Consider the following 20653-nt stretch of genomic DNA (forward strand, 5'->3'; position numbering starts at 1 on the left):
AGGGTTGTTTAATGCGGTCAAAATCTCATTATTACGCCATCGATATGCATTCGGCTGGCGCACAAGCGCGCGTGGTATTAAGTGGTATCCCGCTGGCGCGCGGTAATACCATCAACGAGAAACGTCTCTACCTGCAACAACATCATGACGACGTGCGCAAGCTATTAATGTATGAACCACGCGGCGGCTCGCAAATGAGCGGCAGTTTAATTATGCCCGCCAGCGATCCCCGCGCCGACATTGGCATTGTGTTTATTGAAAGTGGCGGCTGGCTCACCATGTGCGGTGCGGGCACCATTGGTGCGGCCACCGCGTTAATTGAAAGCGGCTTAATTAAAGCCACAGAACCTGAAACCAAAATCGTGTTTGATACACCCGCAGGTTTGGTCACCGCACGGGTGGCGATAAAAGATGGCAGTGTTCAAGGCGTCAGCCTGGATAATGTCGCCTCTTATTTAGCGGTGCGCGACCATAAAATACATGTTCCGGACTATGGCGACGTCGAGGTTGATATTGCTTACGGCGGCAACTTTTACGTCATCGTGCCGGCCAGCCGTTTCGATCTGCAAATCCGTCCTGATCAGGCCGACCAGCTGAAAAAAGTCGGCCGCGAGATCCGTGCCGCGACCAATCATTCCATCAGCGTGCAACATCAGGATGAAGCGATCATGCCGATTCCCAATCTGATTTTCACCGAGCCCGGAGCCAACAGCGGCACTTATCGCAATATGGTGTTGTTTGGCGAAGCGGGCGTTGATCGCTCACCTGGCGGCACCGGTACCTCGGCGCGTATGGCCCAGTTGTATGCACGTGGCGAACTGCAACCCGGTGAATCGTTTATCCATGAAAGCATTATTGGTTCGCGCTTCGAGGGGAAACTAATGAAGGTGGAAACGGTAAACGGCATCGAATGCGTATTACCGCGGATTACTGGCCGCGCATTTATGATCGCCATCCGTAACTTCTATGTCGATCCCGAAGATACCTTCCCGGAAGGTTTTGGCGTGGGTTATGCCGCCGATGCCAGGCGCCCCGCTTAATAACGTTGAGGTGAACAATGAAATCAGCGGTTCAATTTGCAGTGATTGACGCGCACAGCGCTGGCGCACCGGCACGCGTGGTGGTCGGCGGCGTAAAACCGGCACCAGGCACCACCATCGCCGAAAAACGTGAATATTTGAAAACCCATCATGATGACATTAGGAAGCTACTGATGTACGAACCGCGCGGCAGCTCTGAAATGTGCGGCAGTATTCTGATGCCGCCCTGTGATAGCGCAGCCGATATTGGCATCGTTTTCATCGAAACCGGAGGATGGCCGATTATGTGTGGCGCAGGCACCATCGGCGCGGCAACGGTGATGGTCGAAAATGGCTACATCGCGGCCACGGAACCGCTGACAAATATCATTTTTGATACGCCAGCCGGACGCGTTACCGCTGAAGTTGAAGTACGCGATGGCGTGGTAAAAGGTGTCACACTGCAAAACGTGGCATCGTATATGGTGATGCCGCAGCAGAAATTGCTATTGCCAACTTTCGGCGAAGTCACGGTGGATATTGTTTATGGCGGCAACTATTACGCGTTAATTCCCGCACAGTCGCTGGATATGCAAGTTGCGCCTGCTTTTTCTGAACAATTGGTGATTGCGGGGCGCGAAATACGCGATGCAGTTAATCGTGATTTGCATATTATTGATCCCACCAACGGGCAAACCTGCCATGTGCCAATGGTGATATTCACCGAGGAGAAAAACAGCCAAGGCACTTATCGCAATCTGGTATTTTTTGGTGAATCAGGCGTCGACAGATCGCCCGGCGGCACCGGAACGTCAGCGCGCATGGCGCAACGTTATTATCGCGGAGAGCTGGAATTACAGGAAAAATTCCCGCATGAAAGTATTATTGGATCCGTTTTTACCGGCGAATTAGCCAGTGCAAATACAGTAAATGGCGTAACCTTAGTGATTCCCAGAATACGCGGGCGTGCGCATGTGATTGCCCATTCCACTTTCCTGCTTGATCCGCAAGATCCGTTTGTCGAAGGGTTTGGCGTCGGCTACGGCAGCGATGCGCGCGCACCGAGTTAAAGCCTCATCCAATTCTGAAAAAGGCAGCGCGATAATACGGCTGCCTTAGTTGTATCTGGCACACTATTTTGTTTATTTCTCTTAAGTACGCTGATTATCATGATCTTCATTACCAGCGTCACGAAATGACCTATCCTATCTCAAATCCTAAAACAACTTACGCATATGTAAATAATGCGAAAACAATTATGACAGTCGCTTGGCTTAACTCTAATATATCGTTGATAAATATTAAATAAATATGACATAAAAACACGAGAACGACTGATGATCTCTTATTTTAGTTCAAGATATTCTATGGTGAAGAATTTACCTTTCATGTTGAAAGGTGACAGTCCAGAAAAGAAACTGCGATTAACCTTAATGATTGCGGGTGTTTCCAGCATCGTTGCGGGAATTTATATGGCATTACTCAATCTCGCCAGCGGGCAAGATAGTATTGCTTTCCTCTATTGCCTCACCACCACGCTCGGATTTTATACCGTCATTGCTGCCTTTTACGGCAATTTAAACAGAAATCTCTATATTATTACCCATGCATTGCTGTTCAGTATTGTTTTGCTTTTTCTGTTAGATAATGGGCATCTTGCGGCCAAGCACTCTGAATATAATTACCTGATCGCCTTAACCATTGGCGCCGCGTTGGTACTACGTCAGCAATCTGTCTACTTAAGCAAGCTATTTCCCATCATATGTTTAATGGTTTATCTGTTTTTCATTTCGACCGGATTAACCTGGCAGCGCGGTAACTTTCAACTCAATATCCCGCAAGAACCTAGCTTCTATATCGTTAATTGTTTGGTGCCCATTGTCGCGTTACTCCTCACCGTATTTACCTCGCGCGGCGATTATTCAGAAACCGATTTAATCAAGCGTGAACTCTCGTACGCCATCGAAAAGCAACAGTTAGATCTCTATTATCAACCGCAAGTTGATAGTGAAAAAAGATTGATTGGCTTTGAGGCACTATTACGCTGGAAGCATCCAGCCAAAGGGTTCATTTCGCCGGAAGTGTTTATTCCGGTCGCGGAAAAGAGTGGCTTGATAATTGATATCGGCAAATGGGTGATGGAGCGCACCTTACAGCAAATATCGGATTGGGATCGTGAACATAATCTGCGTGATTTGGTATTTTCAATTAATATCAGTCCGCTGCAACTGATTCATCGTGATTTCACCCATGATACGTTGTTGACGCTTTCGCACTATAAAATCCGACCGGAACGCTTAAAATTTGAAATTACCGAAACCACATTTATTTATGATCAAAAACGTATTGGTGATGTCATTAATCACTTTAGCCAGTTAGGGATTAAATGGGCGATTGATGATTTCGGTGTTGGCTATTCATCGCTTAAATCGATCAGTGATTTCGCTATTGATGATATTAAGATTGATAAGTCGCTGATCATGCAAATTTTCAAAAATGAATCATCAGCGATTGTGGTGCAGAAGACCATAGAATTGTCGCGCGAAATGGGAATCAAAGTATTAGCTGAAGGCATTGAAAGTGAAGAGTATTTCACTTACCTGCGTGATAAAGGTTGTCACCTGTTTCAGGGCTACCACTTCGCTCGACCTTTGCCCGCAACGGATGCATTAGCGTGGATTAAAAAAGGCAGCAAAATGCGATCTGTTGAGTAATTATTCAATCATCGCACAATTTTGTAGCGGCGCGATTTATCGCGTTCCGTTGATTTTTAAAGGTCAACACAACGCGATAAATCGCGCCGCTACGATACGTGCGCTTTAGAATTCTGGCAACAAATCCTTAACTAAAAGAAGTATTTCAGAATGATTATCCCTAATGTCATAGCACAAAGCTGACTTGCAGCAACCCACCTGACTTGAACCATCACCATTTTATGCAGATCAAACTCTTCATTTTTTACTGGTATGACATTAGATAAAGGTAATTGCTTACTTGAACACCCAACATCTTTTAGGATAATTTGATTTTTCGCGATCTGAAGATCGAGCTTACTAGCATAGTTGGCCTTGATTACTGCCATGTCAATTCTAAGTGATGATATTGAATCCTCTAATTCCATAATCCGCTTATGCATTCCATTACCTCTACAATATTTTTGCATGAATGTTATTGAAACTTAGGACACCCTATCATTTTATAATCAAAGCCAAAAATAATTTTATTTACAGCCTAAGCAATATACTTCCAAATTGAATGGGTAATTAATGAACTCACTAATAATATTTGTGATGGCGCATGCGCTTTTTTGAAATAAAAAAAGCCCACAACTTTTACCTTGTGAGCTTTCTCGCAATATTAACTCTGCATTTTATTGATAAACAATTCCCGGCGGATTCACCTGAGAAGTTTCAACTGCTTCTTCCTGTTCACCCCAGCGCGCTAAAACTTGTTTATATTGCCCGCTGCTAATTGCACCGTTAATCGCTTGCTGCAATGCCACATCCAAGCCGTTGCCTTTCTTCGTCGTCACCGCCACCCACGAGCGGAACGGGCTATGGCCGACGATCTTGGTTTGCCCGCGGGAAGCCACTTTCCAAGCCGCCATCGCCTGCGGACCAAACGATGCATCGGCCCGTCCGGAAAGCAGCGCCAGGGTTGCGGCGGCATCATCATTCAGGTAAATCGGCTGCACTGGTGCTAATCCTTGCGCGCGATTCTTATCATCCCAGCTGAGTAAAATTTTCTCCTGATTGGTTCCCGAACCGACAATAATGCGTTTCCCGGCAATATCCTCGCGCCCTTTGACCTGCAAGGTGCTGTCGTTTTTCACCATAAACGCATGGTTATCCGCGCGATAGGTGGCGAAATCGAATTTCTTTTTACGCTCCTCGGTTACCGCGATATTGAACATCGCCACGTCATAGCGCCCCGCCGTAATGCCCAGCGGCCAATCCTCCCACGCCGCAGGCACCAGTTTCAGCTTCAAACCAAGGCTATCCGCCAGCAGACGCGCAATATCCGGATCGCTGCCAATCAAGGTTTTATTATCCGAAGCCCACAAACCGATCGGCGGCGAATTATTTGCCGAGGTGGCGACGGTTAAATAGCCCGGATTGACGAAATGAAAATCCGGCGGGATTTTGGCGATGGCCTGTGGATTAGCCGCAATCGTGATCGGCGTTTCGTTATTCCGCGCATCCAGTTTTTCCGCCGCCAAAGTTGGCGCAGCAAAAATCAGCGTGAACATCGCCGTAATAATCATTTGCTTCATTACAGCACCCGCGCCAGAAAACGTTTGGTGCGCTCATGGCGCGGTTGATTCAGCACTTGATAACTGCTGCCCTGCTCCACAATGCGGCCATCGACCATAAACACCACGTTGTCCGCCACTTCACGCGCAAAACCGACTTCATGCGTGACGATCACCAGCGTGGTGCCGGAACGCGCCAGCTTTTTGATCACGTCCAGCACTTCGCCCACCAGCTCAGGATCAAGCGCCGAGGTCGGTTCATCAAACAGCATCACGCGTGGATTCAACATTAACGCGCGCGCAATGGCGATACGCTGCTGTTGTCCACCCGATAAATGGCGCGGCCACGCATCGGCTTTGTGGCGTAAACCCACCACATCCAGCAACTCACCGGCGCGTTCAATCGCCTCCCGGCGCGACAACTGGCGATGGGCAATCGGCGCTTCAATCAGGTTCTCCAGTACGGTTAAATGCGGAAACAGATTAAAGTTTTGGAACACGTAGCCCACGTTGATGCGCTGGCGCAAGATCGCCTGCTCTTTCAGTTCATACAGCTTGTCGCCGCGTCGTTGATAGCCAATGTAGTCGCCATCAATTTGGATGTAACCACTATCCACTCGCTCCAGATGATTGATGGTGCGCAGCAATGTCGATTTTCCCGATCCGGATGGCCCAAGGATCACCGTCACCGAACCCGGTTCTAATTCCAGAGAAACATCATCCAGCGCTTTGAGTTTGCCGAACGACTTACTGACGCCGGTGATACTGATCGCGCCGGTGCTGTGCAGATTGCGGTAATCAATGGCTTCGGACATGAGAAAGCTCCTCAGTTGCGGATGGGTTGCTGCGATTGCGCCATTGACGCCAGCGCGACGGTTGCGGTTCACGCGTGACGCTGCGTGCCAACCAGCGCTCAACGCTGTGTTGCAGCAGTGACAATACGGTGGTGATGATCAAATACCAGGCTGCGCCGACCATCAGCAGCGGGATCACCTGTTGCGTGCGGTTGTAGATCATCTGGATGGTGTAAAACAGTTCCGGCATCGCCAGCACGTAAACCATTGAGGTGCCTTTGGCGAGGCTGATGATTTCGTTAAAAGTGGTGGGAATAATCGCGCGCAGCGCCTGCGGCAGAATGATGCGGAAGGTGCGTCGCGAAGAGGATAAACCCAGCGCTGAAGCCGCCTCAAATTGGCCGTGATCGACACCCAAAAAGCCGCCGCGAATGATCTCGGCGCTGTAAGCACTTTGCACCAGCGTCAAACCGATCACCGCCGCCGGGAACTGGCCGAGCACGTTAATCGTCTGGAAATGTCCCCACGACAACGCGGTAAACGGAATGCCGAGCGATAACGTGTCGTACAGATACGAGAAGTTATACAGAATGATCAGCACTACAATTAGCGGCAGCGAGCGGAACAGCCAGATATAGCCAAACGCCAGCGTGCTAAGCAGCCACGATGACGAAAGCCGCGCCAGCGCCAGCAAACCGCCAAAAATCAGGCTAAGCACGGTACCAAACAGCGTCAGCAGTAATGTTTGTCCCAAACCGCTGAGGATCACCGGATCAAAAAACCATTTGGCGAACACGCCCCATTCCCAGCGCGGGTTAAAGGCAATCGAGTCAATCACGCTGGCAAGAATAAACAGCGCGACCAGTGCGCCAACGGTACGCGCCGGATAACGTGCCGGCACCACGGTGAGACGTTTTTGCTCGCTCATCATTGCTCCTTAGCTGGCCTGCGCGGTGCTGTGCACATCAATCACTTTAAGGAAACGCAAACGACCATCGTGCGGCGGCTGGCCGTAGACTTCCATATCCTCAAGCAGCTGAAACTGTGGCTGATAACCGTGTCCGATATACAGCTTCACCGCTTCTGGCTGGCGGAATCCGGTGGTGAGAAACACGCGCTGATAACCTGCACGCAACGCGCGCCGCTCCAGCTCTTGCAGAATCAGCAACGCCAAACCCTGACGACGCAAATCGCTGCGCGTCCAGATGCGCTTAAACTCGGCGGTAACCGCGTCATACGGCTTATACGCGCCCATGGCGATGATTTCGCCGTCGCGCTCCAGCACAATAAACAGCCCGCGCGGCGGCAAATACCATTCGGTCAGCTCCACCTCTTTTTTACGGCTAAAAAATTCACCATAACGCGCGGCGTATTCGCCAAATAAGCCGGTTAAGATTGGCTGGAGTTCAGGCGCTTCTGGCGACACTTCACGGAAAAATTGCTGGCTCATGCGGCCTCCTTAATCGCCCAATCCGGCAGGATTGATTTCTGAACTGTTGAGACGTTCCACGCCTTCGCCCCAGCGATTCAGCACTTTGTCGTAGTCGCCGTTTTTGATTACGCCGTTCAGCGCGGTATTAATCGGCTGCACTAATCCGTTATCTTTCTTCACCGTCACCGCGATATGTGCCGCTTTCGGCCAGCCGCCATCGACGCTGCCAACCAGTTTGGTTTGTTTGGTCAGCGCCGCTTTCCACGCGCCAATCACGTTCGGACCGAAATAGGCATCGGCCCGGCCCGACTGCAACGCCAGCGTTTGTGCGGCATCATCTTTGGTATAAACCGGGGTAAAGGGCTTGAGTCCTTTGGCCTGATTCTCCTTATCCCACGCCAGTAAAATCGCCTCCTGATTGGTGCCGGAACCGACGATGATGCGCAATCCAGCAATATCTTCAGCCTTGGTTAGCGACTTAATCGGGCTGCTGGCTTTGACGTAAAAGCCGAGTGAATCTTTGCGGTAGGTGGCGAAATCGAAGCGCTCTTTGCGCTCTTTGGTGACGGTGACGTTGGTGATCGCCGCATCGTATTTGCCCGATGCCACGCCGAGTGGCCAATCTTCCCACGAGGTAGGCACCACGTTGAGTTTCAGCCCAAGGCTATCGGCCACCAGCCGGGCGATATCCACTTCGCTGCCGAGCAGGGTTTTGTTGTCATCGCTGAAGACGGTGAGCGGCGGCGAGTTCAAAGCGGCAACCGCCACGGTAAACGAACCCGGCACGGCGAAGCGATGCCCGGCGGGGATTTGTGCCACGGCGGCAGCGTTTTTTGCCGTGTTGATCGGCGTTTTATTGGCTTCGATACTGATTTGCTGACCGTTAACCGCCACATCTTCAGCCAACACTGTACTGCTCAGGCCCAGCAACATCAGCGCGATAAGGGATTTTTTCTGCATAGCGTTGTTCTCGAATTTTATTGTTGTGTGAATTGGTTAACGGGCTCTGGCAAACCCAAGCTGGCGCGCAGCGTGGTGCCGGGATACTCGCGGCGGGTTAAGCCACGCGCTTGCAGAATCGGGATCACACGATCGACAAAGCGTTCGAAGGTGTCCGGCGTGCCGCCCTGAATGATGAAGCCATCGGTGGCTTCGCTTTCGAACCACAGTTGCAAACCATCGGCGACCTGTTCTGGCGTGCCATGGAACAGCGGACGCGGTGTAGCAGCTTCCAGCGCGGCCTGGCGCAGCGTGTGGCCGTGTTCCCGTGCCTTGCGTTTGATTTCGTCGGTGGTGCTGCGGAAGCTGTTTTGACCAATGTCGCCGAGCTGCGGGAAAGGTTCATCGAGTGGATATTGTGAGAAGTCGTGATGATCGAAGAAGCGGCCAAGATAGTTGAGTGCGTCTTTGATCGATACCAGCGCGGCGGTGGTTTGGTACTGCTGCTCCACATCCTCAGCATCATCGCCGACAATCACGCCCACGCCCTGGAAAATGTGCAAATCGCCCGGCTGGCGCCCGTTTGCCACCAACTGTTTTTTCACGTCTTGATAAAACGCCTGCGCTTCTTCACGCGTCGGTTGATGGGTGAAAATGGCATCGGCATGTTTGGCTGCCAGCTTGCGGCCATCTTCCGATGCGCCCGCCTGGAACACCACCGGACGCCCTTGCGGCGTGCGCTCAATATTCAGCGGCCCTTGCACCTGGAAGAAATCGCCGTGGTGATCCAGCGTATGCAGCTTACTGGCATCAAAAAATTGACCGCTTTCTTTATTACGCACAAAAGCATCACCTTCCCATGAATCCCACAATCCTTTCACCACTTGCAGATATTCATCAGCGATGCGATAGCGCAGCGCGTGTTCGGGATGCTGGGCGCGCGAGAAGTTCTTCGCCGAACCTTCCAGCGGCGAGGTCACCACATTCCAACCGGCGCGACCGCCGCTAAGATGATCGAGGCTGGCGAACTGGCGCGCCACGGTGAACGGTTCGCTGTACGAGGTTGAAACCGTGCCGACCAAGCCGAGGTGCTCGGTCACGCCCGCCAGCGCCGACAATAGCGTCAACGGCTCAAAGCGATTGAGAAAATGCGGGATCGATTTTTCGTTGATAAACAGACCATCGGCGACGAACAGGAAATCGAGTTTGCCCGCTTCCGCCTTGCGCGCGATGTGTTTGGCGTAATCAAAACTGATGCTGGCATTGGCCTGAGCCGCGGGATGTCGCCACGCCGACATATTGCCGGATGCGCCATGCAAAATGGTGCCTAATCGCATTTGTCTTGCAGTCATAATCGTCTCTCTTGTGGCAAAGCGCGGCCTGACGGCAACATCATGTTGCCGTGCAGATCGATGAATTTAATGGGGTTAGTTCAGGATGGCGTCGCGACATCGCGCGTTGAGGTGCTGCAACGCTTGTTGAGCCAATTGGCTGAAGTAATGTGCAGCGGGCGCAATTAGCGCTTCATCGGGATTGAAGCCGCCGTGGTGCAGACCAAATTCACTGGCGCTACCAATGCTGACGAACGCGCCGGGGATCTGTTGTAAGTAGTAGGCGAAATCCTCGCCGCCAAGATGCAGTTCAGCGGTTTGCACCTGATAACCGTTTTGCTGGGCGATGTGGCTGGCGAATTGTGCCCAGCGCGTATCGTTCTCCAGCACCGGCGGGCCGGGATGCCAGCTAAATGTGGCGCTGGCACCGCTGGCGCTGGCGATATTTGCCACCAGCGTGCGCGCACGTTGTTCCAGTTCCGCGCGCACGTGTTTGTCGTGGGTGCGCACCGTACCGCCAAATTCAGCTTCCCCCGGCAACACATTCCAGGTTTTACCGGCATCGATACGCGTCACGCTCAACACCAAACTATCCAACGTATTAAAACTGCGGCTGGTCAGCGATTGCAGCGCCTGGATAATCTGGCTGGCCACCACAATGCTGTCCACTCCTTCTTCCGGATGCGCGGCGTGCGCACCTTTGCCGGAAACGCGCACGATGAATTTATCGGCATTGGCGTAGAACGCCCCGCCGCGCGTGGCGAAGGTGCCGGTCGGCAATCCCGGCTCGTTGTGCATACCGAAAATCGCCTGCACATCGTCGATAACGCCCGCGTTGATCAACTGGCGCGCGCCAGTGGCGTTCTCTTCCGCTGGCTGGAACAGAATGCGAATGCGGCCGGGTAATTGCGATTCGATGGCTTTCAGTTGCAGCGCCGCACCGAGCATCACCGCGCTGTGTACATCGTGTCCGCACGCGTGCATTACACCGGCATTACGTGAGCGGTAAGCGAGTCCGGTGGCTTCATGAATCGGCAGCGCATCAATATCGGCACGCAATGCAATCAGCGTTTCGCCGCTGCCGACCTCCACCACCACGCCGGTTTCCAGCGGATAATCCAGCAAGCGCAAACCAGCCTCCTGCAACCAAGCGCGCAAACGCGCGGTGGTTGCCACTTCACGTCCGGATAACTCCGGCCAGCTGTGCAACTCGCGTCGCCAATCAATCAGTTGCTGTTCGCTAAATTGCGTCATCGCGATCTCCGCCTCACGCCGTCACTAAACGGTGAGTGGCTAACAGTTCGAGGGATTTCACCCGCGCCTGCTCTTCTGCCACCGGCGTATCAATCACGAACTCTTCAATACCGAAGTTCTGGTGCAGCGCGTCCAGCTTGGCATGCACTTGTGCGGCGGTGCCTTTCAGTAGTGACGGCGTACGCGGCTCAATCACGTAATCGCTGTAGCCGCCCTGATGCACATAGCGTTCGGCCTGTTCCACGCTGCCGACATTGACGCTCGGGCCATCTTTCACATTGACGTGATAGACGCGCAAGCTCTCGACCAGCAGATCGGCTTCCGCCGGCGAATCCGCCACCACCGCCTGCACCGCCACCAGCGCACGTTGACCGTTGCTGTATTGGCGATAGCTGTTGAGCACTTTTTCCATCAACAGCGGATCGCCGTTATGGTGCGCGGCAAACACCAGTTGCCAGCCCAACTCCGCCGCCAGTTTGGCGCTCTCTTCGCTTGCCCCCAGCAGAAAACGATTGGCAGGACGTGGCGGCTGCGGCGTCGCGCGCAGGATCTCTTCATCGCCAACCGGCGGCACGTTTAGCCAGCTATCCAGTAAGGTCAGTTGTTGCGGGAAACTGCCCTTTTCATTGAGATGCACACCGAGTTGCAGCGCGCGCGTCGAAAGCGGCAATCCGCCGGGCGCTTTACCAATGCCGATATCAATGCGTCCCGGTGCCAGCGACGCCAGCAGGTTGAAGTTTTCCGCCACTTTGTACGGGCTGTAGTGTTGCAGCATCACGCCGCCAGAGCCGACGCGAATGTGTTTGGTCTGGCCGATGATCCACGCAATCAGCAATTCTGGCGACGGACTGGCCAGGCGATCGCTGTTGTGGTGTTCCGCTAACCAGAAGCGATGATAGCCCCAGGCTTCGGCCTGCTGCGCCAGATGTAAGGTGCGATGCAGCGCGTAGCTGGCGCTTTCACCGTCCGCAATCGGCGATTTATCCAGCAAACTCAGTCGGTATGACATGCGCCTTATCCTTTTCAAAGTGAATATGGCGAGTAGTGTGGTGTGACAAACGCTATTTCGTAAAACAACAATTCCGAGATAGTGAATATGAAAAATAGAAAAGCCGTTTATTTAAACCAATAAAAATCGCACATATTTGTAGCGGCGCGATTTATCGCGTTGTTTTGACCTTTGTAAAACAACAGAACGCGATAAATCGCGCCGCTACGGGATTGTGCGATGATTGAAAGCATTAGTTAATTAAACAGCATTACGCCATTAATGGTGACCGAAACCCTATTTATCTTTTCTGGCAAAGCTTAGTGCAATTCATTGGTTCAACTCACAAGAGCGACATTCAATGATGAATGAAGCCGTACCAACATTGATAAAAAAGGGAAACACCATGACCAAGCATTTTCATTTGCAGGCGCTGAGTTTAGCGCTGCTCTCAGGGATTTTTAGTGCACACGCCGCCGATGCGCCGGTTAAAGGCGGCACGCTGGTTTATCTTGAACAGCAGGCGCACACCAACCTTTATCCACCCGCAGGCGGCTTTTATCCGAATGGCGGAATTCTGAATCAAATCACCGACAAATTAACCTGGCAGAATCCCGAAACCTTAAAAGTCGAACCGTGGATTGCCGAAAGCTGGAGCAGTAACGCCGATAAAACCGAATATACCTTTAAACTGCGTTCCGGCGTCACTTTCTCCGATGGCACGCCATTAGATGCCAATGCGGTGGCGAAAAACTTTGATACTTACGGTCTGGGAAATAAAGCCCAACGTCTGCCGGTTTCTGAAGTGATTAATAATTATGATCACAGTGAGGTTATTGATCCGTTGACGGTGAAATTCTATTTCAAAAAACCGTCGCCGGGATTTTTACAGGGCACCGCGACCATTGGATCGGGATTGGTTTCGCTCAGCACCTTGCAGCGTAGCTTCGATCAATTGGGCGATGCGCGCCATATCATCGGTTCCGGCCCGTTTGTGGTCAGCGATGAAAAGCTCGGGCGCGAAGTCGATTTAACCGCACGTAAAGATTATCAATGGGGACCGAAAAACCTCGCCCAGCAAGGGCCAGCCAATCTCGATGGCATCAAATTTATCGTTACGCCGGAAGACAGCGTGCGCATCGGCGCGTTGCTGGCGGGCCAGGCCGACTTTATCCGTCAGGTACAAGCCTATGACGAAAAGCAGGCGCAGCAGCAAAACTTCCCGATCTACGCAGCACCGACGCGCGGCGTGAACGACAGTATCAGCTTCCGCCCGGATAACCCGCTGGTTAGCGATGTGAAAGTGCGCCAGGCGCTGCTGCACGCCACTAACGCGCAGCAAGTGGTGCAAACCCTGTTCTCTCCCAACTATCCGCAAGCCACCTCGGTGATCGCTACGTCGGCGGCGGGCTACGTCAATCTGGCTGACAAGCTGAAATACGATCCGGCGCTGTCGAAAAAGCTGCTGGATGAAGCGGGTTGGAAGCCGGGCAGCGACGGTATTCGCGAGAAAGAGGGCAAGAAGTTGGCGTTAGCGGTGTATGAATCATTGCCGCAGCCGCAGAACAAAGAAGTGCTGCAACTGGTGGCGCAGCAGTGGCGGCAAATCGGCGTGGCGCTGGCGGTAAAAGCCGGTGATGCCGGCAGCCGCGTGCTGGATAACCTCGATCCGCAGAAAACTCCGCTTACCGTTTCTGAAGTCGGTCGCGCCGATCCGGATGTAGTGAAAAGCCAGTTCTACCCGACCAATCGCGATGCGCTGCTGCAAAAAGGTGGCTCTAGCGACAAAGTGCAAAACTTCCGCGATGACAAGCTCAACGCGCTGCTGCTAAGCATCTCCTCTGAAGTCGATCCGACCAAGCGCTTAGCGGTGACCGGCGATGCACAGCGTTATCTGCTCGATCAAGCGTACGTAATTCCGATCTTCGAAGAACCGCAGGTGTTCGCCGGTGCGCCGTGGCTGAAAGGCGTAAGTTTTGAAGCGGTTGGCCGTCCGTCGTTTTACGGCGCGTGGCTGGAAAAACACTAAGGCAGGTTAATGATGCAACGTTCACTGCTGCGAAAAGTGGGTCAAAGCGTGTTGGTACTGTGGGCCGCGTTCACCCTGTCGTTCTTTCTGCTGCAAGTGTTACCCGGCGATGCGGTGCTGATTAAGTTTCAGAATCCCGACCTCGGACTCAGCCCGGATCAAATCGCCGAAATGCGTCTGGCGTACGGCGCGGATAATCCACTGTGGCAGCAGTATCTGCATACGCTGTGGGCGATGTTGCGCGGCGATTTTGGATATTCGGTGCAGGCGGGCGTGCCGGTCAGCGAACAGTTGATCAGCAACTTGCCCGCCACGCTGCAACTGGCATTGCTGGGTTTTGCGCTGGCAACGTTGATTGCCTTTACGCTGGCGGCGCTATCGCGTTTGCCCTCGCTGCGTTTCTTGCGTGCGCTGCTGCAAGCGGTACCCGCGCTGTTTATCTCATTGCCCACCTTTTGGCTCGGCATCGCGCTGATTCAACTGTTCTCATTCCAGTTGCGCTGGATTCCGGTGATCAATCCGTCGGCGCTGCAAGGTTTGATCCTGCCGGTGATCACCGTGGCGATTCCGATCTCCGCGCCACTGGCACAGATTCTGTTGCGCAGCATTGATCAGGTCTCCACCCAGCCGTTTGTCGCCGTCGCGCGCGCCAAAGGTGCCAGCGAAAGTCATGTATTGTGGCATCACGTGATGCGCAACGCGCTGCTGCCGGTGCTTAACGTCGCCGGTTTGCTGCTCGGAGAACTGATCGCCGGTGCGCTGATTACCGAAACCGTGTTTGGCCTGAGCGGCATCGGTCAGCTCACCCAGCAGGCGGTGAATAATCAGGATGTCGCGGTGCTGCAAGCGGTGGTGATGATTTCGGCGCTGGCGTTTGTGCTGATTAACCTGTTGGTCGATGCACTGATGCCGCTGTTTGATCCCCGTCTGCAATCCATTGCCGGAGGTGCACGATGAGCCTGGTCGATTACTCAACGGCGCGGAAAAGTATCCGCACAGCGCGGGTTCTAAACATCCAGCCCGGATTATGGCTGGCGTGGGCGGTGATGTTGCTGGCGCTGCTGGCGGCGTTCGCGCCTGGTTTGTTTACCCATTTCAGCCCAACCGAAGGTGTGCCTGGCGCACAACGGTTAGCGCCGCAAGCCGCTTACTGGCTCGGAACCGATCAACTGGGCCGCGATCTCTACACACGCATTGTGTATGGCGCAGCGCAATCGCTGTCAGCCGCGGTCGCCGCGGTGGCGATGGGCTTGATTGGCGGCACCACGCTCGGCGTGCTGGCAGGCGCATTCGGCGGACGCACGGAAAACGCGCTGATGCGCTTGGTCGATGTGCTGTTATCGATTCCTTCGTTATTGCTGTCGCTGAGCATTTTGATTTTGCTCGGTTTCGGCACCGTGCATGCCGCGTTGGCCGTCGGTATCGCCTCGATTGCCAGCTTCGCCCGTCTGGCGCGCGGTGAAGTGGTGCGCGTGCGCCGCAGCGAATTTGTCGAAGCGGCTTATGGCAGCGGCGGCAGCTTCTGGCGCGTGTTGTGGCGCCACATCTTGCCCAACTCGTTGACGGCGGTGATCGCCTTTGCCGCGTTGCAGTTTGGTCAGGCAATTCTGGCGCTTTCAACCCTGAGTTTTCTCGGTTACGGCACGCCGCCGCCGACACCGGAATGGGGTTTGCTGATCGCTGAAGGACGCAATTATTTGGCAACCGCGTGGTGGCTCACCACCTTCCCCGGCATCGTGGTGGTGGCGGTGGTATTGGCCGCCAATCGCATTAGTCGTCAATTGGCCGGAGGTGACGCATGAGCGCACTATTAGCGATTGAAAATCTCACGTTGAGTTACCGCCAGCAAGGTACATGGCGCGAAGTGGTGCACAACGTCAGCTTCGCGTTGCAGCCGGGTGAAATGGTGGCGCTGGTCGGTGAATCCGGTTCCGGTAAAACCACCACCGCACAGGCGATTATTGGTTTGCTGGCGGAAAATGGTCGCCGCGACCGTGGCAAGATTGTGCTCAACGGCACCGATATTGCCGGTTGGTCAGCAAAGCGGCTGGATAGCTTGCGCGGCGTCAGTATCAGTTTGGTGCCACAAGATCCCGGCAATTCGCTCAATCCGGTGAAAACCATCGGCGATCAGGTCGGTGAGATGCTGCAACTGCACCTGAAAATCAACCCGGCGGAACGCCAACAGCGCGTGCTGGAGTTGCTGCAAAAAGTCGGTTTGAGCCATCCAGAGCAGCGATTGAATCAGTATCCGCATCAGCTTTCCGGCGGCATGAAACAGCGCGTGTTGATCGCCATCGCCCTCGCCTTGCGCCCGCAGATCATCATCGCCGATGAACCCACCAGCGCGCTGGATGTCACGGTACAAAAACGCATTCTCGATCTGCTGGATGTGCTGCGCCGCGAATCCGGCACGGCGGTGCTGTTCGTCACCCACGATTTGGCGTTGGCGGCAGAACGCGCCGATCGGCTGTTGGTATTCCGTCATGGTGAAGTGCAGGAGCAAGGCCCAGCGGCGCAAGTCATTGCCGCGCCAAAACAGCCCTATACGCGCCAACTGTTGCAGGATGCCGATCCCGGCGATGACGCGTTAACCGTGCCCGCGCACGCCGCGTTCTCCGCTCCGGCGATTCAACTTTCCGCCATCAACAAGCAGTTTGCGCTCAATCGTCAGCAGCAATTACAGGTGGCGAAAGACGTTTGCGTCACAGTCGCGCGCGGCACCACGCACGCCTTAGTTGGCGAATCCGGTTCCGGCAAAACGACGCTGGCGCGCATTCTGTTGGGATTTGAACCAGCCGACAGCGGACGCGTGGTGATTGATGGCATTGATGCCAGCGCGTTGCGCGGCGAAGCGCTGCGCCAGTTGCGACGCAAGATTCAGTTCGTCTATCAAAATCCGTTTGCTTCACTCGATCCGCGCCAGACGCTGTTTAGCATCATTGAAGAACCGCTGCGCAATTTTGAAAAACTCAGCCGGGATCAACGTCGTCAGCGCGTCGAACAGGTCGCACAGCGCGTAGCATTGCCGCTGGATTTCTTGTCACGTAAACCGCGCGAGTTATCCGGCGGTCAGCGTCAGCGGGTGGCGATTGCGCGCGCTTTGATTCTGCAACCGGCGATCCTGGTGCTGGATGAAGCCACCTCGGCGCTGGACGTCACGGTGCAAGCGCAGATCCTGCAACTTTTGCAGCAGCTACAACGCGAACTCGGCCTGACTTATCTGTTTATCACCCACGACCTCGCCACTGTCCGTCGCATTGCGCACAGCGTCACCGTGCTGCGCGCCGGTGAAGTGGTGGAACAAGGTGACACCGTCACGCTATTCAACGCGCCGCAGCATCCTTACACCCGATCGCTAATTGACGCCATTCCCGCTTTCCGTCCGCTGATTAAGGAGTCTGCATGACGCGTAAACGCATTGGATTTTTCACCCGCTTGCTGGATGACACCACCGCGCAGCAGCGCTATCGGCTGGCAACCGAACAGATTCAGCACGCTGAACGTAATGGTTTTGATAGTGCGTGGATTGCCCAGCACCACTTTCACGAACATGAAGGCGGCTTGCCGTCGCCGCTGCTGTTCCTCGCCCATGTGGCGGCGCATACGCGCACCATTCGCCTCGGCACCGCCATCATCACCTTAGCGATGGAAAATGCACTGCGCGTGGCGGAAGACGCAGCAGTGCTGGATTTGCTGAGCAACGGTCGCCTCGAAGTGGGTTTGGGATCGGGCGGTACGCCGACGTCATTCCTGCCATTTGGCTTAACCATCGAGCAACGTGCCAGTGTGTTCACCGATCATCTACATCAACTGCTCAGCGCATGGCGCGGCGATACGCTGGCGCATCCGGACAATCGCCTTTATCCGGCGGCGCCAACGCTGGCGCAACGCGTGTGGATCGCCACCTTCTCGGTGGACGGCGCAGCGCTTGCAGGACAAGCAGGACACGGATTGATGCTGTCGCGCACCCAACCGCGTCCGGCTGATCAGCCCGATTTAGCCCTTGATCAAATCCAGAATCCGATGATCGATGCCTATCTGGCGGCGCTGCCTGCGGGCGTTACGCCGCGCATTTTGGCGTCGCGCACCACGTTCGTCGCCGATTCCACCGATTACGCGCGCCGTCTGGCTAAACCCAACGTGATCGCCGATGCGCATTATGGCGATGCGAAAACCGTGCTGGCCTCGCTGCTGGCCGATAGCACGCTGCAACGCGCGACCGACATCAGTTTCCAGGTGCACTCCATCGATCCACCGCACGCGGACATTTTGCGTTCCATCGAACTGATTGCCGAATACATCGCGCCCGCGCTGCGTGCGCTTGGCCCCGCTTAACTGGAGAATGTTATGTCACAAAACACCGATTTATTGACCGCACTAGCGGATATCGATCCGGCATCTGAGCTGGCGCGCGCGCGCGCCGAACGCCCTGCCGCCACCCAACATGCGCAAGGCAGCTACGATGTGTTGTTCAGCCAGGATGATGAAGATTTCCCGTTGGCTGAACGCTTTACTATCGCCGCACAAGTCGCGGCGTGGCATGGCGCAACCCGCTTACAGGCGCATTACCAGCCGCAAAACGCCGTGCACAGTGCGCGGCTGGAAAGTGGCCGCGCGTTTGCCGAATTGCTGAGTCTGCATCCGGTCGATGCCACGCCGCAGCATATCGACAACCTGCAAAGTGCCGGTTGGTCGCCGCGCGGCATCGTCACGCTGGCGCAGTTAGTGGCTTTTGTCAGCTTCCAAAGCCGTTTGCTGGCGGGATTACGTCTGCTGAACGGCGAAGAAACCCCAACCCAGCCGCATGCAGTGGCCGGTAAATGGCACGACGCGCCGCGCACGTTGAGCGGCAAAACCGCGCTGACGGCGTTTACCCAGCAAGAATTAGGTTGGGAACCGTGGCTGGCCGCCAAACCGTTCAATGAATTCAGCGCCGAGGAGCAAGCCACGCTGAAGAAGTTCGGTCACGCCGATTCCGATTATTTCCGCCTGTTGGGACGCAATCAGCCGTTGCTGGAACAGCGCACGCTCACCGACAAAGGCATTTTCTACACGCCTGGCGGATTGTCCCGCGCGGAACGCGAGTTGGCCGCCACGGTGGTGAGCAAAGTGAACGGCTGCATTTATTGCGCTTCGGTGCATGCGCGCAAAGCCAGCCAGCTATCGAAAGATGAAGCCGCCGTGCAAAAGCTGCTGAACGTTGCGCCTGGCGCTGAGCTGTCGCACGGGCAATCAGCGCGCTGGGCGGCGCAGATCGATCTGGTTGCTGCCTTGTCGATCACGCCAACCGCCACCAGCCTGAATCAATTACAGGTGTTACACGATCAGGGATTCAGCACGCTGGAACTGCTGGATTTGATTCAATCCGCCGCCTTCTTTGCCTGGGCCAATCGCCTGATGCTGACGCTGGGCGAACCTTTCTTACCTGAACATCAAGGATGACCATGTCTGATTTTCTTCCGCAACAACTGCTGCGCTGGCGCCGCGAGCTGCATCAGCATCCCGAATTGTCCGATCAAGAGTTTGCCACCACCGAACGTATTCGGCACTGGCTGGAGCAGATGAACATCCAGCCGTTACCTTTGGCCTTGAAAACCGGTGTTGTCATTGAAATTGGCCACGGCGAACCGCTGATCGCCTTGCGTGCAGATATCGATGCCTTACCAATTGATGAACATACCGATCAGCCGTGGCGATCACAGCAGCCGGGCGTGATGCACGCTTGTGGTCACGATCTGCACAGCAGCGTCATGCTTGGCGTGGCGCAGCAATTGAAACGCATTGAATCCCAACTTCCCGGCCGCGTGCGTATTCTGTTTCAGCCTGCCGAAGAGATTTTCACCGGTGCCAAACAGCTGCTGGCGGCTGGCGCGTTGCAGGATGTACAGGCAATTTTTGGCTTACACAACGCGCCCGATCTGCCAGTTGGCACGCTGCGCACCCGTGGCGGCGCTTATTACGCCAACGTTGATCGCTTCCAAATCAATATCAGCGGTAAAGGCGCACACGCGGCGCGTCCGCACGAAGGCATTGATAGCATCGTGATTGCCAGCCACATCGTCACCGCGCTGCAAACCTTGCCGAGCCGGGTGTTCAGCTCACTGGAATCGGTGGTGCTGAGCGTGACGCGCTTCACCGCGGGCAACAGCTGGAACGTGCTGCCGCAAACGGTGGAGCTGGAAGGTACGGTGCGCACCCATAGCGCTGAGATTCGTTCTCGGATCCCCGATAAGATTACAGCCTTGATCAACGGCATCGCGGCGGGCTTCGGCGCGCAGGCCGAGCTGGTCTGGCAGGAAGGTCCGCTGTCGCTGGTGAATACGCCTGAATGGGCCGATTTCGCGCTGGAACTGGCGGCCGAGCAAGGATATCGAACCCAAGTCGGCACGCCGCAAATGGGCGGTGAAGATTTTGCTTTCTATTTGCAGCACCTGCCCGGCGCGTTCGTCAGCATTGGCAGCGCCAGCGAATTTGGCCTGCATCACGGCGGATTTGATCCTGATGAAGCGATGCTGGAACCGGCGGTGCACTACTTCACCGTACTGGCACAACGCGCATTATCGACGCTGCGCCAACAACAGGCGCTGGCATCGTGACCTTACGAACAAGGAG

The 20653-nt window shown here is 54.6% G+C and carries 19 protein-coding genes; 10 read left to right on the forward strand and 9 right to left on the reverse strand.

The features are described 5' to 3' along the window. The first annotated feature begins 11 nt into the window (after positions 1-11). From ABDW13_RS00485 to ABDW13_RS00495, 3 genes are all read left to right on the forward strand, one after another. Positions 12-1040, forward strand: a complete 1029-nt coding sequence (locus ABDW13_RS00485) for a proline racemase family protein (RefSeq protein ID WP_343550407.1) — start codon at positions 12-14, stop codon at positions 1038-1040. 17 nt (positions 1041-1057) lie between these two features. Next, positions 1058-2089 carry a proline racemase family protein gene (locus ABDW13_RS00490; protein ID WP_343550408.1) on the forward strand — a complete coding sequence of 344 codons (1032 nt, stop codon included), beginning with the start codon at positions 1058-1060 and terminating at the stop codon, positions 2087-2089. Between the two features lie 297 nt (positions 2090-2386). After that, positions 2387-3733 carry an EAL domain-containing protein gene (locus ABDW13_RS00495; protein WP_343550409.1) on the forward strand — a complete coding sequence of 449 codons (1347 nt, stop codon included), beginning with the start codon at positions 2387-2389 and terminating at the stop codon, positions 3731-3733. Between the two features lie 131 nt (positions 3734-3864). Here ABDW13_RS00495 and ABDW13_RS00500 read toward each other — a convergent pair whose 3' ends face one another. From ABDW13_RS00500 to ABDW13_RS00540, 9 genes are all read right to left on the reverse strand, one after another. Further along, positions 3865-4155: a hypothetical protein gene (locus ABDW13_RS00500; protein WP_343550410.1), complete on the reverse strand. Its 291-nt coding sequence runs from the start codon at positions 4153-4155 to the stop codon at positions 3865-3867. Between the two features lie 234 nt (positions 4156-4389). After that, positions 4390-5292 (reverse strand): ABC transporter substrate-binding protein, encoded by a 903-nt coding sequence (locus ABDW13_RS00505; RefSeq protein ID WP_343550411.1) that lies wholly within the window; start codon positions 5290-5292, stop codon positions 4390-4392. Next, positions 5292-6086, reverse strand: coding sequence for an amino acid ABC transporter ATP-binding protein (locus ABDW13_RS00510; RefSeq protein WP_343550412.1), 795 nt, complete (start codon positions 6084-6086; stop codon positions 5292-5294). Before ABDW13_RS00510 ends, ABDW13_RS00505 begins: the two co-directional genes overlap by 1 nt. Next, positions 6070-6993, reverse strand: a complete 924-nt coding sequence (locus tag ABDW13_RS00515) for an amino acid ABC transporter permease (RefSeq protein ID WP_343550413.1) — start codon at positions 6991-6993, stop codon at positions 6070-6072. Before ABDW13_RS00515 ends, ABDW13_RS00510 begins: the two co-directional genes overlap by 17 nt. A 9-nt stretch (positions 6994-7002) precedes the next feature. Next, positions 7003-7515 (reverse strand): GNAT family N-acetyltransferase, encoded by a 513-nt coding sequence (locus ABDW13_RS00520; protein ID WP_343550414.1) that lies wholly within the window; start codon positions 7513-7515, stop codon positions 7003-7005. A 9-nt stretch (positions 7516-7524) separates the two neighbouring features. Further along, a complete protein-coding gene (locus ABDW13_RS00525; RefSeq protein WP_343550415.1) occupies positions 7525-8457 on the reverse strand; it encodes an ABC transporter substrate-binding protein in 933 nt (310 codons plus the stop codon). Between the two features lie 17 nt (positions 8458-8474). Then, positions 8475-9788 (reverse strand): LLM class flavin-dependent oxidoreductase, encoded by a 1314-nt coding sequence (locus tag ABDW13_RS00530; protein ID WP_343550416.1) that lies wholly within the window; start codon positions 9786-9788, stop codon positions 8475-8477. 75 nt (positions 9789-9863) lie between these two features. After that, positions 9864-11021, reverse strand: a complete 1158-nt coding sequence (locus ABDW13_RS00535; protein WP_343550417.1) for an amidohydrolase — start codon at positions 11019-11021, stop codon at positions 9864-9866. A gap of 13 nt (positions 11022-11034) precedes the next feature. Beyond that, a complete protein-coding gene (locus ABDW13_RS00540) occupies positions 11035-12030 on the reverse strand; it encodes an MsnO8 family LLM class oxidoreductase (RefSeq protein ID WP_343550418.1) in 996 nt (331 codons plus the stop codon). A gap of 385 nt (positions 12031-12415) precedes the next feature. On the opposite strand from ABDW13_RS00540, the gene ABDW13_RS00545 reads away from it, so the two are divergent. The 7 genes from ABDW13_RS00545 to ABDW13_RS00575 are packed head-to-tail and all read left to right on the forward strand — an operon-like array spanning position 12416 to position 20637. After that, complete coding sequence (locus tag ABDW13_RS00545; RefSeq protein WP_343550419.1) at positions 12416-14038, forward strand: TIGR04028 family ABC transporter substrate-binding protein; 1623 nt, start codon at positions 12416-12418, stop codon at positions 14036-14038. Between the two features lie 12 nt (positions 14039-14050). Continuing rightward, the gene (locus ABDW13_RS00550; RefSeq protein ID WP_343550649.1) at positions 14051-14995 is read left to right on the forward strand and encodes an ABC transporter permease; all 945 of its coding nucleotides are present in this window, start codon (positions 14051-14053) and stop codon (positions 14993-14995) included. After that, positions 14992-15840, forward strand: a complete 849-nt coding sequence (locus ABDW13_RS00555) for an ABC transporter permease (RefSeq protein ID WP_343550420.1) — start codon at positions 14992-14994, stop codon at positions 15838-15840. Before ABDW13_RS00550 ends, ABDW13_RS00555 begins: the two co-directional genes overlap by 4 nt. Further along, positions 15837-17447, forward strand: coding sequence for an ABC transporter ATP-binding protein (locus tag ABDW13_RS00560; RefSeq protein ID WP_343550421.1), 1611 nt, complete (start codon positions 15837-15839; stop codon positions 17445-17447). The genes ABDW13_RS00555 and ABDW13_RS00560 overlap by 4 nt, the downstream gene beginning before the upstream one ends. Beyond that, on the forward strand, positions 17444-18376 hold the full coding sequence (locus ABDW13_RS00565) for a putative FMN-dependent luciferase-like monooxygenase (protein WP_343550422.1): 933 nt from the start codon (positions 17444-17446) through the stop codon (positions 18374-18376). Before ABDW13_RS00560 ends, ABDW13_RS00565 begins: the two co-directional genes overlap by 4 nt. Before the next feature lie 12 nt (positions 18377-18388). Next, complete coding sequence (locus ABDW13_RS00570; RefSeq protein ID WP_343550423.1) at positions 18389-19483, forward strand: alkylhydroperoxidase domain protein; 1095 nt, start codon at positions 18389-18391, stop codon at positions 19481-19483. A 2-nt stretch (positions 19484-19485) separates the two neighbouring features. Then, positions 19486-20637 (forward strand): amidohydrolase, encoded by a 1152-nt coding sequence (locus tag ABDW13_RS00575; protein ID WP_343550424.1) that lies wholly within the window; start codon positions 19486-19488, stop codon positions 20635-20637. The last annotated feature ends 16 nt before the right edge of the window (positions 20638-20653 follow it).

Origin of the sequence: Pantoea sp. (genome assembly GCF_039594315.1) — a bacterium.
GTDB lineage: Bacteria > Pseudomonadota > Gammaproteobacteria > Enterobacterales > Enterobacteriaceae > Pantoea.